Source organism: Burkholderia sp. 572, from assembly GCF_040545135.1.
Classification (GTDB): Bacteria; Pseudomonadota; Gammaproteobacteria; order Burkholderiales; family Burkholderiaceae; genus Burkholderia; species Burkholderia cepacia.
Map to the genome: position 1 here is coordinate 25,929 of NZ_JBEPLH010000013.1, position 14,148 is coordinate 40,076.

The following is a 14,148-nucleotide window of genomic DNA, read 5'->3' on the forward strand; positions in this document are numbered from 1 at the left end:
ATCAGACACCTACGATGGGGACTCCTTCGACTCACTCGCCAGGCTTCCGATGAACTGCCCCGCCAACCCTTGCCCCGCCGCCGTCCGCATGCCCGAAAGCACGCCCGCCGGCACGCCGCCCGCGTTGAGCGCGGGCATGACGCTGTTCTTCGCCGCGACGGTCGGCGTGATCGTGATGGACCTGTTCGCCGCGCAACCGCTGACGGGCCCGATCAGCGCCGATCTGCATCTGCCGCCCGGCCTTGCCGGCCTCGTCGCGATGTTGCCGCAGCTCGGCTACGCGGCCGGGCTCGTACTGCTCGTGCCGCTCGTCGACCTGCTCGAGAACCGCCGCCTGATCGTCGCGACGCTGGCCGCATGCGCGGCTGCACTCGCGCTGCCCGCATTCACGCGCTCGGGCACCGTGTTCCTGCTCGCCACCCTCGTGGCCGGTGGCGCATCGAGCGTGATCCAGATGCTCGTGCCGATGGCCGCGTCGATGGCGCCCGAGGCGCAGCGCGGCCGCGCGGTCGGCAACGTGATGAGCGGGCTGATGCTCGGCATCCTGCTGTCGCGGCCGCTCGCGAGCCTGATCGCGGGCTCGGCAGGCTGGCGTGGCTTCTATCTGCTGGCCGCGCTTGCGAACGCTGCAATCGCCGTCGTGCTGGCCCTGTGCCTGCCGTCGCGCACGCCGTCGATCACGGCCGGCTACCGCGCGCTGCTCGCGTCGATGGGGCACCTGCTGGCCGACGAGCCGGTGCTGCGCCGGCATGCGCTGTCGGCCGCGCTCGCGATGGCCGCGTTCAGCGCATTCTGGACCGCGGTCGGGCTGCGGCTCGCGCAGCCGCCGTTCGGCCTCGACCTGCACGGGATCGCATGGTTCGCGTTCGCCGGCGCGAGCGGCGCGATCGTCACGCCGCTCGCGGGCCGCGCCGGCGACCGCGGTCACGGGCCGGCCGCGCAGCGGATCGCGCACGGCACGATGCTCGTGGCGCTCGCCCTGCTCGGGATCGCGGGTGCGGGCTGGTTCGGCTTCGACGCGCACGCGCATCGCGGCCTCGCGCTCGCGCTGCTGGCCGGCGGCGCGGCGCTGCTCGACGCGGGCGTGATCGTCGACCAGACGATCGGCCGCCGCGCGATCAACCTGCTGAACCCGGCCGCACGCGGCCGCCTGAACGGGCTGTTCGTCGGGCTGTTCTTCATCGGCGGCGCGCTCGGCGCGGCGCTCGCAGGCAGTGCGTGGGCGTGGGGCGGGTGGAGCGCGGTGTGCGGCGTCGGGTTCGCGTTCGCCGGCGCGGCCGCCGTCTTCGGGCGCTCGGCCGGACGCGGCGCCGGCACAGCGGCGTTGACTCGCCCGCGCGCGTGAAGCGAGCCCCAAAAAGCGGAACGCCCCGCCCTCTCACGAGGGACGGGGCGTTCGGCGCACCGGTGTCGGATCGAAATCAGTGACGGACCAGCGCCATCATCGCACCGAAGCCGACGAACAGCCCGCCCGTCAGCCGGTTGAAGATCTTCGCAACGCTCTGGCTCTTCAGCGTCGCGCCGATGCGCGTGCCGAACGACGCGTAGACGAGATACCAGCTCACCTCGATCACCGCGAACGTGACGACGAGAATGCCGAATTGCGGCAGCGTCGGCTCGGCCGCGTTGATGAACTGCGGCAGCAGCGCGGCCGCGAACAGGATCGCCTTCGGGTTGCTGCCCGCGACCAGGAAACCGTTGCGGAACAGCACTCCGCGCGATCCCGGCGTGGCCTGGCGCGACACGGTTTCGACGTCGGCGGCAGGCTGCTCGTCGTCCACGCGTGCGCGCCATGCCTTCACGCCGAGGTAGATCAGGTAGGCCGCGCCCGCGAAGCGCAACGTGTTGAACATCGCCGGCCAAGCCTCGAGCACGGCTCCGAGGCCCGCCGCCGACACCGACAGCATCAGCACCAGCGCGGAGAGGCAGCCTGCCATCGTCCATGCCGAACGCCGCAGCCCGTGGCGCGCGCCGTGCGTCATCACCAGCAGCATGTTCGGGCCCGGAATCGCCGACACGACGAACACCGTCGCCACGAAAAGCCACCACGTATGCAAGTTCATGAACGCCTCTGCCTCGATGCAAGGAAAACGAAACGTCGATTATGCCGGTGCGCCCGACTTCTGTCGCGGGGCGGATCAGCGGCCCGCGCGGCGCAGCGCGACTTCGCCGAGCACCGCGAAATCCTGTTCGCCGCCGCCGTGCGCAAGCGCGTCGAGCAGGTTGTCGCGCACGACGCTCGCCACCGGCAGCGGCACCGACACGGCGTCGCCGGCTTCCAGCGCCAGGCGAACGTCCTTCAGCCCGAGGCGCGCCTTGAAGCGCGCAGGCTCGTAGCGCCGCTCGGCGATCATCGAGCCGTAACCCTCGTAGACGGGCCCCGGAAACACGCTGCCGGTGATCACGTCGAGGAAGTCGCGCATCGCGACGCCGTGCGCGCCCAGCAGCGCGGACGCCTCGCCGAGCGTCTCGATCGCCGACGCGAGCGTGAAGTTCGCGGCGATCTTCGCGACGTTCGCGTGCTGCGGCAGCGAACCGAACCGCCAGGTCTTCTGGCCGATCGCGTCGAACAGCGGCTGCACGCGGTCGATCGCCTCGGCCGGGCCGCCCGCCATGATCGTCAGGCGCGCGGCGGCCGCGACATCGGGGCGCCCCATCACCGGCGCGGCGACGTAATGGATGCCGCGCGACGCATGCGCGTGCGCGAGCGATTCGGCCAGCGCGACCGACACGGTCGCCATGTTGACGTGGATCAGCCCGCGCGGCGCCTGCGCGAGCAGCGCATCGTCGAAGATCTCGCGCGCGGCGGCATCGTCGGCCAGCATCGAGAACACCGCGTCGCCGCGAAACGCGTCGGCCGGCGTGTCGACGATCTGCGCGCCGACCGCGGCCAGCGGCTCGGCGCGCTCGCGCGACCGGTTCCAGACCCGCACCGTGTGTCCGGCCTTCAGCAGGTTCGTCGCGATTGCCTGCCCCATTTCGCCCAACCCGATAAATCCGAGATCCATTTCCCGCTCCTTCGCTCCGTGAAGCGGGGAGTTAAACACAGATGCGGGGTGCCTGCAGGGCACGCGGCCGGCCATGCGCGGTGCCATACTGCGCGCATGGCGATCGCGACCTTCCGCTTCCACGACGAACTGAACGCGTTTCTCCCGCGCGCGCAGCGCGACCGCGCGTTCGGGCACGCCTGCGCGCGCGACGCGACGGTGAAGCACGCGATCGAGGCGCTCGGCGTCCCGCATACCGAAATCGGCCGGCTGTGCATCAACGACGCGCCGGCCGCGCTCGACCGGCCGCTCGACGACGGCGACCGGGTCGAAGCCTTTCCGGAGCGCGCGCAACCGGCAGCCCGCGGAGTCGCCGCGCCGCCACCGGGGCCATGGCGCTTCGTCGCCGACGCGCATCTCGGCGGCCTCGCGCAACTGCTGCGCCTCGCGGGCTTCGACACCTGCTACGACAACCACTACCGCGACGACGAACTGGCGGCGCTCGCCGCGCGCGAGGGCCGGATCGTGCTGACCCGCGACCGCGAGCTGCTCAAGCGGCGTGCGGTCGAGCGCGGCTGCTACCTGCACGCGCTGCAGCCGGCCGACCAGCTGCGCGAACTGTTCGAGCGGCTCGATCTCGCGCCGCACATGCACCCGTTCCGGCTATGCCTGCGCTGCAACGCCCCGCTGCATCCGCTCGACGCGGCCGCCGCCGCGCCGCGCGTGCCGGCCGGCGTCCGGCAGCGGCACCGGCGCTTCGCCGCGTGCGACGTGTGCCGGCGCGTGTTCTGGGAAGGCTCGCACTGGCGGCGCATGCGCACGGTGGTCGACGCGATGCGCGCGCCGCCGCCCGTCCGGCTCGACGAACCGGGCGAATCGGGCGAATCGGGCGCCTGAAAAAACAAAACCCCGCATGCCGGAGCATGCGGGGTTGGCCGACCGATGACCGGCAACGCCGGCCGTGGCGGCGAGCCGCTCAGTTCTGCGTGCCTGCGTCGTTCGTGCCGGCGGCCGATGCGGCTGCAGCCTTCGCCTGGCCCTTCTTCGAACCGTGGTGCTTCAGCTGGTGCTTCGGCTTGCTGTGATCCTTCTTGGCGGGTGCGGCAGCCGACGTGTCGCCTGCCGGTGCCGATGCTGCTTCCTGTGCGAATGCCGAAACCGATGCGAGCGCGAATGCTGCAGCGATGATCGAAGCGAGCGTCTTCTTCATTGTTCTTCCTTTAGCGGAGAAAAAATCAAACGTACCGGTAAGTAAAGATGCGAGGCATTCGCATCGGAGCCCCAGGCCGCGAGGCCGGCTTCCGCCGTTCCGTCGCGACAAAACCTGACGCACTGGTTCCATAACGCACCGCATTCGCGGCGAGTTGACACGTTGCTTGCACCCTTCGGGTTTCCCCGGAGGCGTACCCGTATTTCCCTGTCCGTGACCGGTTCGGCCGCCGCCGCCGCCGCGCCGCAAACGCGCTCGCACGCCGCCGGGGCGACGCTTATACTGGCGTCCATCCGTCCCTTTCCCCGGAAACCGGATCGCGGCCGGCCCCAATACCCATACGGGGCCGCCGCCGTCTCGAGGCGCTCAAATTGCCCGATCACAATCTGGACAAACTGAAGATCGACCGGCGTCCGCTCGCATCGGCGCCCCGCCCGCGCCGGTGGCCCCGCTATGCGGCCGCCGCCGCGATCGTCATCGTCGCGATCGCCGCCGGCCTCGCGCTGACCGGCCGGCCGGCCGTCGATACCACCACCGTCACGTCCGCCTACCCGTACCAGAACGACACGCAGCTCAATGCGACCGGCTACGTCGTGCCGCAGCGCAAGGCCGCAGTCGCGTCGAAGGGCCAGGGGCGCGTCGAATGGCTCGGCGTGCTGGAAGGCACGCGCGTGAAGAAGGACGAAATCATCGCGCGGCTCGAAAGCCGCGACGTCGAGGCGTCGCTCTCGCAGGCGCTCGCCCAGGTGAAGGTCGCCCGCGCGAACCTCGGCGTGCAGCAGGCCGAGCTGAAGGACGCCGAAATCGCGTTCCGCCGCACCGCGGCGCTCGCGCCGAAGGGCGCCGTGCCGGCCGCGCAGCTCGACATCGACACGGCCCGCGTGAACAAGGCGCGCGCATCGCTCAGCAGCGACCAGGCCGCGATCGCGTCCGCCGAGGCCAACGCGCAGGCCGCGCAGGTCGCGGTCGACCAGACGGTGATCCGCGCGCCGTTCGACGGCATCGTGCTCGCAAAACACGCGAACGTCGGCGACAACATCACGCCGTTCTCGTCCGCGTCGGACAGCAAGGGCGCGGTCGTGACGATCGCCGACATGGACACGCTCGAGGTCGAGGCCGACGTCGCCGAATCGAACATCGCGAAGATCCGCGCCGAGCAGCCGTGCGAGATCCAGCTCGACGCGCTGCCCGACATGCGCTTCGCGGGCCGCGTGTCGCGCATCGTGCCGACCGTCGACCGCTCGAAGGCCACCGTGCTCGTGAAGGTGCGCTTCGTCGACCGCGACGAGCGCGTGCTGCCCGACATGAGCGCGAAGATCGCGTTCCTGTCGAAGCCGGTGTCGGCGCAGGACCGGCAGCCCGTGACGGCCGTGCAGGCGAGCGCGGTGGTCGAGCGCGACGGCCGGCCGGTCGTGTTCGTCGTGAAGGACGACGTCGTGCATGCAACGGCCGTGACCGCCGGCATGCGGATCGGCGAGCTCGTCGCGATCCGCGGCGTGAAGCCCGGCGACACGGTCGTGCTCGCGCCGGGCACGAAGCTGAAGGACGGCGCGAAAGTGACCGTCGCGAAGAAGTAGCGCACGCGTGAACGACGCCCCGCCGCCCCTCGTCGAGCTCAGCCACGTCGCGAAGTCGTACCGGCGCGGCAACCAGATCGTGCCCGTGCTGACCGACATCACGCTCGACATCGGCGAAGGCGACTTCGTCGCGCTGATGGGGCCGTCCGGCTCCGGCAAGAGCACGCTGCTGAACCTCGTGGCCGGCATCGACCGGCCCGACAGCGGCGAGCTGCGCGTGGGCGGGCTCGACATCTCGCTGCTCGCGGAGGCGCAACTGGCCGAATGGCGCGCGGCGAACGTCGGCTTCATCTTCCAGTTCTACAACCTGATGCCGGTGCTCACCGCGTTCGAGAACGTCGAGCTGCCGCTGATGCTCACGCACCTGTCGCGCCGCGAGCGGCGCGAGCGCGTCGAGCTCGTGCTCGACATGGTGAACCTCGGCGACCGCACGAGCCACTACCCGTCCGAGCTGTCGGGCGGCCAGCAGCAGCGCGTCGCGATCGCGCGCGCGCTGATCACCGACCCCGTGCTGATCGTCGCCGACGAGCCGACCGGCGACCTCGACCGCGCGTCGGCCACCGACGTGCTCGCGATGCTGCAGCGGATGAACGCCGAGCTCGGCAAGACGATCATCATGGTGACCCACGACGCGCACGCGGCCGGCGCCGCGCGCTCGCTCGTGCACCTGGAAAAAGGGGAGCTGATCGATGGGCACGCCGGCTGACCGGCTGCGGGAGCGCGCGCGATGTACGTGCTGAAGCTGATCGCGCGCAACGCGCTGCGGCACCGGCTGCGCACGCTGCTGACCGTGCTCGGGCTCACCATCGCGGTGCTCGCGTTCGGGCTGCTGCATACGGTGGTCGACGCGTGGTACGCGGGCGCGGCCGCCGCGTCCAGCGGGCGGCTCGTCACGCGCAACGCGATCTCGCTCGTGTTTCCGCTGCCCGTGAGCTACGAGAACCGGATCCGCGGCGTCGAAGGCGTGACGGCCGTGGTCCGCTCGAACTGGTTCGGCGGCATCTACCGCGACCCAAAGAACTTCTTCGCGAGCTTCGCGGTATCGGACAACTACCTCGACCTGTACCCGGAATTCATCGTGCCCGGGCAGCAGCGCGCCGACTACAACCGCGACCGGCGCGGCTGCCTGGTCGGGCGCCAGCTCGCGGATCAGTTCGGCTTCAAGGTCGGCGACGTGATCCCGCTGAAGGGCACGATCTATCCGGGTACGTGGGACTTCGTCGTGCGCGGGATTCTCGACGGCCGCGACGATTCGACGATCACGCGCCAGCTGGTGTTTCACTGGGAATACCTGAACGAGACGGTGCGGCAGCGCACGCCGAAGCAGGCCGACCAGGTCGGCGTATTCGTGCTCGGCGTCGCGAACCCCGACGACGGCGCGGCGATCGCACGCAACGTCGACGCGGTGTTCAGGAACTCGCTCGCCGAGACGCTGACCGAAACCGAGCAGGCGTTCCAGCTCGGCTTCGTCGCGATGTCGAACCAGATCATCGCGGCGATCCGCCTGGTGTCGTACGTGGTGATCCTGATCATCATGGCCGTGATGGCGAACGCGATGGCGATGAGCGCGCGCGAACGCACGGCCGAATACGCGACGCTGAAGGCGCTCGGCTTCGGCCCCGGATTCCTCGCGCTGATCGTGTTCGGCGAATCGGTCGTGATCGCGGTGGCCGGCGGCGGGCTCGGGATCCTCGCGACACCGCCCGCCGCGAGCCTGTTCAAGCAGGCGGCAGGCGGCATCTTCCCGGTGTTCAAGGTGTCGACCGGGACGGTCGCGCTGCAGGCCGTGTGCTCGGTCGCGGTCGGCTTCGCGGCCGCGATCGTGCCGGCGTGGCAGGCGGCGCGCGTGCGTGTGGTCGAAGGCCTGCGGGCGATCGGATAACGACACGCATGGCCATCCCGCTCAACTACATCGCGCGCAACCTGTGGACCCGGCGGCTCACCACCGCGCTGACCGCCGGCGGGATGGCGCTCGTGATCTTCGTGTTCGCGACGGTGCAGATGCTCGACGCGGGGCTCACGAAGACGCTCGTCTCGACCGGCGAACCCGACAACGCGGTGGTGATCCGCAAGGGCGCCGAAACCGAGATCCAGAGCTCGATCGACCATCAGCAGGCCAATGCGCTCGAGATGCACCCGGCCGTCGCGCCCGGCCCCGACGGCCGGCCGCTCGTGTCGAAGGAAGCGGTCGTGCTGATCTCGCTGGTGAAGACGTCGACCGGCAAGCCGTCGAACGTCGTGATCCGCGGCGTGTCGCCGGCCGGCCTCGCGCTGCGCCCGCACGTGACACTCGCCGCCGGCCGCATGTTCGCGCCCGGCTCGTCGGAAATCATCGTCGGCAGCGCGATCGCGAAAGGCTTCAGCGGCACGCAGCTCGGCGACAGCCTGCATTTCGCGCAACGCGACTGGACCATCGTCGGCATCTTCGACGCGGGCGGCAGCGGCTTCGATTCGGAGATCTGGGGCGACGTCGACCAGCTGATGCAGTCGTTCCGGCGCACCAGCTATTCGTCGATGGTGCTGCGCATCCCGAGCGCCGACGGCTTCGCGCGCTTCAAGGCCGACATCGACGTCGACCCGCGGCTGACCGACGAGGCGAAACGCGAGCAGACCTTCTACGGCGACCAGTCGAAGGCGCTGTCGAAGTTCATCAACATCCTCGGCATCACGCTGTCGACGATCTTCTCGATCGCCGCGATGATCGGCGCGATGATCACGATGTACGCATCGGTCGCGAACCGCGTCGCCGAGATCGGCACGCTGCGCGCGCTCGGCTTCAAGCGCACGAACGTGCTCGCCGCGTTCCTGCTGGAAGCGCTGCTGCTCGGCTTCGTCGGCGGCGTCGCGGGGCTCGCGTGCGCGTCGCTGATGCAGTTCGCGTCGTTCTCGACGACCAACTTCCAGACCTTCGCGGACCTGTCGTTCCGCTTCGTGCTGACGCCCGCGATCGTCGTGAAGACGCTGCTGTTCTCGCTCGTGATGGGGCTCGTCGGCGGGTTCCTGCCGGCGATGCGCGCCGCGCGGCTCAAGATCGTCGACGCGCTGCGCGCGCAGTGACGCGCGCAGCCGCTCACGTTCGACGCTCGCGCGGCACCCACGCGCCGTGGAACCCGGCCGGCACGCGGCGCGGCAGGTGCACGGTCGCGACCGGCCCCGCGTCGATCGCGCGCGCATCGAGGATCACGACGTCGCTGGTATCCATCGCCGCGCGGTAGACCATCACCAGCAGCCAGCCGTCGTCCTCGTCGACGCCGCCCGGGCGCGGCACGAACACCGGCTCGCTGTTCTGGTCGCCGGCCGGCACCGCATAGCGCGTCGTCGTGCCGCTCGCGTGGTCGAAGCGCATCACGCCGCGCATTTCCGCATTGTTCGGCTGTTCCACCGCATACAGGTAGCGGTAGCGGCGCCCCGTGCGGCTTTCGTTGATGCGCGGCATCTCGATGCCGCCGTCGGCGAGCGGCCCTTCGTCGATCAGCCCGTTCGCCGTATCGATCACGTAGCGCCACAGCTCGCCGACCGGGTTGTCGGCGAAGCGGCCCGTGCGCGCGTCGAGCCGCAGGAACCACGGATAACGCACCGCATCGAGCACGATGCACGACGCGTCGCAGTCGTACGCGTTCACGACGTGCTGGATGAAGCACGGCTCGATGCCGAACCAGCGCACCGCGCCGCCGTGGCGCGGGATCACGCCGATGCGCGCGGGCCGGTCGTCGTGCCAGCGCAGCGGCATCCGGTGGCCCTGCTTCAGCAGCGAGAAGTCGTAGCCGACGTTCAGGTCGAGCAGCAGGCTGCGGGTTTCGGTGATCGCGAGGTCGTGCATCATTGACGGCGCGTTCAGGTCGATTTCGATCTCGACGCGCTGCACGCCCTGCGCGTCGGCCACGCCGTAGCGCAGCCACGGCGCACGCCAGTCCGCTCGAAAAGCAATCAGCTCGCCCGTTACCGGATCGACCTTCGGATGCGCGGTCATCCCGCCGCCAAGGCCCGCGTGCCGCGCCGGCGCGCCGAGCGAATCGAGCGCGGCCGTGATCGCGAGCGGCGCGCCGCCCTCGGCCAGCGCGAGCAATTCGCCCGCATGCTGCAGCACGTTCACGTTCGGATTGGTGTCGGGAAGATGCGGCGCCTGCCCGGGTGCATGCACCGCGGCCCAGCGCTGCGTGCGTGCCCAGCGGTTGCGGTAGCCGGTCGCGCGGCCGCCTTCGAACGCGATCGCGTGCAGCATCGCGGCTTCCGGCCACCACGACAGCATGTCGTTCCCTTCGAAGCGGCCGCCCGGCGGATTCGGGCCGTTGCGCAGCAACGTGCCGTCGAGATCGTGCGGGACGGCGCCGGTCACGCGCAGGTCGACGAGATCGGCCTCGTCGGCCACCGGCGCAATCGCGCCACGGTTCAGGTCGAATACGGTCATTGCGTCGGAAGCTCCTTTCAGCAGTCGTCGGTGGACGGCGGCAGAACGCCGCGCGCCAGTGCGAGCGCATGGTCGCGCACGTCGTCCGGCCAGCCGGCGATCAGCCCGGCGAGCCGCGCCAGGTCGTTCGCATACAGCGCGCGCGCGGCCTCCTCGAAACCGGGCAGGTCGCCCGCCATCGCCGACATGAAGTGGTAGGCGCGCGCCTGCGCGTCGCGCAGACGATCGGCCGCCGCATGCGTGCGCCGCGCGTCCTCGACGAGCTTGCGCAATGCGACGGACGCGCCGCCCGGCTGCGCGGCAAGCCATTCCCAGTGACGCGGCAGCAGCGTGACCTCGCGCGACACGACGCCGAGCTTCGGCCGGCCGCGGCCGCGCGGTTCGCCCGCGCCGGCCGGCTCGCCGACGGCCGCGGATGCGTCGTCGCCCGACGGCGGCGCGAAGCGCGCGCGGATCTCGTCCGGCGTGCCGCGCAGGTCGAGGTCGATCGAGCGGCCGGTCGCGTCGTCGAAGATCAGGATCGTGCCGGCGGCCGCGTCGCCGGCCTCCCGGGCCGCGAGCGCGACCGACACGAGCGGGCCCGTCGCGAGCCGCCGGTGGCCGTCGAACACCGTGTACGAAGGAAGAAGCGTGGAGGTTGTCATCGTGGTCGCCTGCAGGCAGGAATCGGAATGGCGCTATTTTTATCCGGGTATAAATTGAATGTCAATATCATCCGGGTAAAAATATCGCCAGCCTCCCGCCGTGCGGGCGACCGCGTGGCGCGGTCAGTTCTTCAGTGCCGGCGTCGCCGCGCCGCGCACGCTCGCGAGCACGTCGCCGAGCGACACATGGCCTCCGAACGCCGACGAAGCCGGCAGCGGCAGGCCTTCCTCGACGGCGTGCGCGAATCGCACGCCGGCATCGTCGGCGAGCCGCGCCCGCAGCGCGGCGATGCGCGGGAACGCGTCGCGGCCGATCGATTCAAAGACTGAATCGATCAAGTCAGTAATTGGCATGAAAGCGCAAATATCGACATGACAGAATGATCCGGACGCCCCGCTCCGGCTCGCACGGGCCTCGGCGTCCGGCCTCCGGCCGGCAGCACCGTCACCCAGAAACGCGCGCTTTCGACGCGCCAGCCGCACGACGGCACCTTCCGCCCTTCGGAGGAGACAGTCATGAATCCGCTTCACGCGCTGCCGGCGTCCGCGTCGGCAACGGCCCGGCGCACCCGCGTGCGCTGGCTGGTGCTGGCCGTCCTGTTCGCGGTCACGACGATCAACTACGCGGATCGCGCCGCGATCGCGATCGCGGGCCCGAGCCTCGCCCGCGCACTGCACCTGAGCCACGTGCAGATCGGCTTCATCTTCTCCGCATTCGGCTGGTCGTACGTGGTCGCGCAGCTGCCGGGCGGCTGGCTGCTGGACCGTTATGGATCGCGCATCGTCTATGCGTTCAGCATCTTCTTCTGGTCGCTGTTCACGCTGCTGCAGGGCACGATCGGCTTTTTCGGCGGCGCGGCCGCGTTCGCGCTGCTGTTCGGGCTGCGCTTCCTGGTCGGCGCAGCCGAAGCGCCTTCCTTCCCGGCCAACAGCCGGATCGTGTCCGCGTGGTTCCCGGCCGCCGAACGCGGCACCGCATCGGCGATCTTCAATGCCGCGCAGTACGCGGCGACCGTCGTGTTCGCGCCGCTGATGGGCTGGCTCGTGCACGCGTTCGGCTGGCAGTCGGTGTTCGCGGTGATGGGCGTGCTCGGCTTCGCGTTCGTCCTGGTGTGGAACCGCACGATGTACGACCCGAAGGACCACCCGACCATCAACCGCGCGGAACTCGACTACCTCGCCGAAGGCGGTGCGCTCGTCAACATCGACCAGGCGACGGGCGGCCGCGACGGCGGCCCGTCGATGCGTCACGTGAAGGCGCTGCTGAGGAACAGGATGCTGGTCGGCGTGTACGTCGCGCAGTACTGCATCAACGCGCTCACCTATTTCTTCATCACGTGGTTTCCCGTCTATCTCGTGCAGGCGCGCGGGATGTCGATCCTCAACGCGGGGCTCGTCGCGTCGATCCCGGCCGTGTGCGGGTTCCTCGGCGGGATTCTCGGCGGCATCGTGTCCGATGCGCTGCTCAGGCAGGGCCGCTCGCTGTCGGTCGCGCGCAAGGTGCCGATCGTGTTCGGCATGCTGCTGTCGATGTCGATGATCGTCTGCAACTACACCGATTCGCACGTGCTCGTCGTGCTGTTCATGGCGCTGTCGTTCTTCGGCAAGGGACTCGGCGCGCTCGGCTGGGCCGTCAACGCCGACACCGCCCCGCGCCAGATCGCGGGATTGAGCGGCGCGCTGCTCAACACGTGCGGCAATCTCTCCAGCATCACGACGCCGATCGCGATCGGCTACATCGTCGACCGCAGCGGCTCGTTCAACGGCGCGCTCGTCTATGTGGTCGCGCACGCGCTCGTCGCGGTGATCTGCTACGTGTTCGTCGTCGGCGAGATCCGCCGCGTCGAGCTTCGATGAACGGCGCGGGCCGCGCCGGCCCAGCCGGCGGCCCGTGCACCACCGGAACCAGGAGCGAACCGATGTCCGAATCCCGCCATGCCGGCACCCCGCGCGTCACGCGCATGCGGGTGATTCCCGTTGCCGGCCGCGACAGCATGCTGCTCAACCTGTGCGGCGCGCACGCGCCGTACTTCACGCGCAACCTCGTGATCCTCGACGACAGCAGCGGGCACACGGGTGTCGGCGAAGTGCCGGGCGGCGAAGGCATCCGGCACGCGCTCGAGCGCATGACGGATCTCGTGGTCGGCCAGTCGATCGGACGCTACCAGGCCACCCTCAACGCGGTGCGCGCGGCGCTGTCCGGCGCGGGCCCGGGCGCGGGCCGCACGATCCGGCACGAGGTGACGTCGGCCGGCGAGGCGGCGGTACTGCGCCAGCCGCACGAGATCAACCTGCGGCTCGACAACGTGATCACCGCGATCGAGGCGGCGCTACTCGACCTGCTCGGGCAGTTTCTCGACGTGCCCGTCGCCGCGCTGCTCGGCGAAGGGCAGCAGCGCGACGCGGTGCCGATGCTCGCTTATCTGTTCTACATCGGTGACCGCGGCCGCACCGACCTGCCGTATCGCGACGAGGCGCAGGCGCGCGCCCCGTGGTTCCGGCTGCGCAACGAGGAAGCGCTCACGCCGGCCGCGATCGCGCGTCAGGCGGAAGCCGCCGTCGAGCGTTACGGCTTCGCCGATTTCAAGCTGAAGGGCGGCGTGATGGCCGGCGCCGACGAGATGGAAGCGATCGCCGCGATCAAGGCGCGCTTCCCCGACGCACGCGCGACGCTCGACCCGAACGGCGCGTGGTCGCTCGACGAGGCCGTCGCGCTGTGCCGCGGCCAAGGCCACCTGCTTGCGTATGCGGAGGACCCGTGCGGGCCGGAAGGCGGCTATTCGGGCCGCGAGGTGATGGCCGAATTCCGCCGTGCGACGGGGATTCCGACCGCGACCAACATGATCGCGACCGACTGGCGGCAGATGGATCACGCGGTGCGGCTGCAGGCGGTCGACATCCCGCTCGCCGATCCGCATTTCTGGACGATGCAGGGCTCGGTGCGGCTCGCGCAGCTGTGCCGCGACTGGGGGCTCACGTGGGGCTCGCATTCGAACAACCACTTCGACGTGTCGCTCGCGATGTTCACGCATGCGGCGGCGGCCGCGCCCGGCACGATCACCGCGATCGACACGCACTGGATCTGGCAGGAAGGCGACGCGCGGCTCACGCGCGAGCCGCTCGCGATCGTCGGCGGCAAGGTGGCCGTGCCGGAGCGGCCGGGGCTCGGGATCGAGCTCGACATGGCGCAGGTCGAGGCCGCGCATGCGTTGTACAACGCGGTCGGCGGGACGGCGCGCGACGACGCGGTCGCGATGCGGTATCTCGTGCCGGGGTGGACTTACGATCCGAAGCGGCCGAGTTTCGGGCGGGGGTGAGCCTG

At 70.3% G+C, this 14,148-nt stretch carries 14 protein-coding genes; 8 read left to right on the forward strand and 6 right to left on the reverse strand.

Annotated features, from left to right (window positions below):
* Positions 1–49 precede the first annotated feature (49 nt).
* The gene (locus ABIC51_RS24190; protein WP_354006656.1) at positions 50–1,345 is read left to right on the forward strand and encodes an MFS transporter; all 1,296 of its coding nucleotides are present in this window, start codon (positions 50–52) and stop codon (positions 1,343–1,345) included.
* A gap of 76 nt (positions 1,346–1,421) precedes the next feature.
* Here the strand turns inward: ABIC51_RS24190 and ABIC51_RS24195 are convergent, their stop codons facing one another.
* The gene (locus ABIC51_RS24195; RefSeq protein WP_027788604.1) at positions 1,422–2,063 is read right to left on the reverse strand and encodes a LysE family translocator; all 642 of its coding nucleotides are present in this window, start codon (positions 2,061–2,063) and stop codon (positions 1,422–1,424) included.
* Between the two features lie 75 nt (positions 2,064–2,138).
* The gene (locus ABIC51_RS24200) at positions 2,139–3,095 is read right to left on the reverse strand and encodes an NAD(P)-dependent oxidoreductase (protein WP_306304901.1); all 957 of its coding nucleotides are present in this window, start codon (positions 3,093–3,095) and stop codon (positions 2,139–2,141) included.
* Positions 3,096–3,104: 9 nt separating this feature from the next.
* Between ABIC51_RS24200 and ABIC51_RS24205 the strand changes: the two genes are divergently transcribed.
* Positions 3,105–3,884, forward strand: a complete 780-nt coding sequence (locus tag ABIC51_RS24205; RefSeq protein WP_146253973.1) for a Mut7-C RNAse domain-containing protein — start codon at positions 3,105–3,107, stop codon at positions 3,882–3,884.
* Between the two features lie 79 nt (positions 3,885–3,963).
* Here the strand turns inward: ABIC51_RS24205 and ABIC51_RS24210 are convergent, their stop codons facing one another.
* On the reverse strand, positions 3,964–4,197 hold the full coding sequence (locus ABIC51_RS24210; RefSeq protein WP_027788607.1) for an invasion associated locus B family protein: 234 nt from the start codon (positions 4,195–4,197) through the stop codon (positions 3,964–3,966).
* 371 nt (positions 4,198–4,568) lie between these two features.
* Between ABIC51_RS24210 and ABIC51_RS24215 the strand changes: the two genes are divergently transcribed.
* The 4 genes from ABIC51_RS24215 to ABIC51_RS24230 are packed head-to-tail and all read left to right on the forward strand — an operon-like array spanning position 4,569 to position 8,831.
* Positions 4,569–5,774 carry an efflux RND transporter periplasmic adaptor subunit gene (locus tag ABIC51_RS24215; RefSeq protein ID WP_222211272.1) on the forward strand — a complete coding sequence of 402 codons (1,206 nt, stop codon included), beginning with the start codon at positions 4,569–4,571 and terminating at the stop codon, positions 5,772–5,774.
* 7 nt (positions 5,775–5,781) lie between these two features.
* Positions 5,782–6,480 carry an ABC transporter ATP-binding protein gene (locus tag ABIC51_RS24220; protein WP_027788609.1) on the forward strand — a complete coding sequence of 233 codons (699 nt, stop codon included), beginning with the start codon at positions 5,782–5,784 and terminating at the stop codon, positions 6,478–6,480.
* A 21-nt stretch (positions 6,481–6,501) separates the two neighbouring features.
* The gene (locus ABIC51_RS24225) at positions 6,502–7,656 is read left to right on the forward strand and encodes an ABC transporter permease (RefSeq protein WP_354006657.1); all 1,155 of its coding nucleotides are present in this window, start codon (positions 6,502–6,504) and stop codon (positions 7,654–7,656) included.
* Positions 7,657–7,664: 8 nt separating this feature from the next.
* Positions 7,665–8,831, forward strand: coding sequence for an ABC transporter permease (locus ABIC51_RS24230; protein WP_060062363.1), 1,167 nt, complete (start codon positions 7,665–7,667; stop codon positions 8,829–8,831).
* Between the two features lie 13 nt (positions 8,832–8,844).
* Here the strand turns inward: ABIC51_RS24230 and ABIC51_RS24235 are convergent, their stop codons facing one another.
* From ABIC51_RS24235 to ABIC51_RS24245, 3 genes are all read right to left on the reverse strand, one after another.
* Positions 8,845–10,182, reverse strand: a complete 1,338-nt coding sequence (locus tag ABIC51_RS24235) for a carotenoid oxygenase family protein (protein ID WP_354006658.1) — start codon at positions 10,180–10,182, stop codon at positions 8,845–8,847.
* Between the two features lie 17 nt (positions 10,183–10,199).
* Entirely contained in the window at positions 10,200–10,826 is a 627-nt protein-coding gene (locus ABIC51_RS24240) for a DUF2239 family protein (RefSeq protein WP_146253976.1), read from the reverse strand.
* A gap of 123 nt (positions 10,827–10,949) precedes the next feature.
* On the reverse strand, positions 10,950–11,165 hold the full coding sequence (locus ABIC51_RS24245) for a hypothetical protein (protein ID WP_226129803.1): 216 nt from the start codon (positions 11,163–11,165) through the stop codon (positions 10,950–10,952).
* A 177-nt stretch (positions 11,166–11,342) separates the two neighbouring features.
* On the opposite strand from ABIC51_RS24245, the gene ABIC51_RS24250 reads away from it, so the two are divergent.
* Together ABIC51_RS24250 and ABIC51_RS24255 are read left to right on the forward strand one after the other, a co-directional pair.
* Positions 11,343–12,683: an MFS transporter gene (locus ABIC51_RS24250; protein WP_027788615.1), complete on the forward strand. Its 1,341-nt coding sequence runs from the start codon at positions 11,343–11,345 to the stop codon at positions 12,681–12,683.
* 62 nt (positions 12,684–12,745) lie between these two features.
* Positions 12,746–14,143, forward strand: coding sequence for an enolase C-terminal domain-like protein (locus tag ABIC51_RS24255; RefSeq protein WP_059694510.1), 1,398 nt, complete (start codon positions 12,746–12,748; stop codon positions 14,141–14,143).
* The last annotated feature ends 5 nt before the right edge of the window (positions 14,144–14,148 follow it).

Excerpts from the sequence above, each read along its gene's own strand:
- ABIC51_RS24195 (WP_027788604.1), bottom strand. The coding sequence starts at position 2,063 with ATGAACTTGCATACGTGGTGGCTTTTCGTGGCGACGGTGTTCGTCGTG.
- ABIC51_RS24250 (WP_027788615.1), top strand. The coding sequence starts at position 11,343 with ATGAATCCGCTTCACGCGCTGCCGGCGTCCGCGTCGGCAACGGCCCGG.
- ABIC51_RS24225 (WP_354006657.1), top strand. The coding sequence starts at position 6,502 with ATGTACGTGCTGAAGCTGATCGCGCGCAACGCGCTGCGGCACCGGCTG.
- ABIC51_RS24205 (WP_146253973.1), top strand. The coding sequence starts at position 3,105 with ATGGCGATCGCGACCTTCCGCTTCCACGACGAACTGAACGCGTTTCTC.
- ABIC51_RS24230 (WP_060062363.1), top strand. The coding sequence starts at position 7,665 with ATGGCCATCCCGCTCAACTACATCGCGCGCAACCTGTGGACCCGGCGG.
- ABIC51_RS24240 (WP_146253976.1), bottom strand. The coding sequence starts at position 10,826 with ATGACAACCTCCACGCTTCTTCCTTCGTACACGGTGTTCGACGGCCAC.
- ABIC51_RS24210 (WP_027788607.1), bottom strand. The coding sequence starts at position 4,197 with ATGAAGAAGACGCTCGCTTCGATCATCGCTGCAGCATTCGCGCTCGCA.
- ABIC51_RS24235 (WP_354006658.1), bottom strand. The coding sequence starts at position 10,182 with ATGACCGTATTCGACCTGAACCGTGGCGCGATTGCGCCGGTGGCCGAC.
- ABIC51_RS24255 (WP_059694510.1), top strand. The coding sequence starts at position 12,746 with ATGTCCGAATCCCGCCATGCCGGCACCCCGCGCGTCACGCGCATGCGG.
- ABIC51_RS24190 (WP_354006656.1), top strand. The coding sequence starts at position 50 with ATGAACTGCCCCGCCAACCCTTGCCCCGCCGCCGTCCGCATGCCCGAA.
- ABIC51_RS24200 (WP_306304901.1), bottom strand. The coding sequence starts at position 3,095 with ATGGCACCGCGCATGGCCGGCCGCGTGCCCTGCAGGCACCCCGCATCT.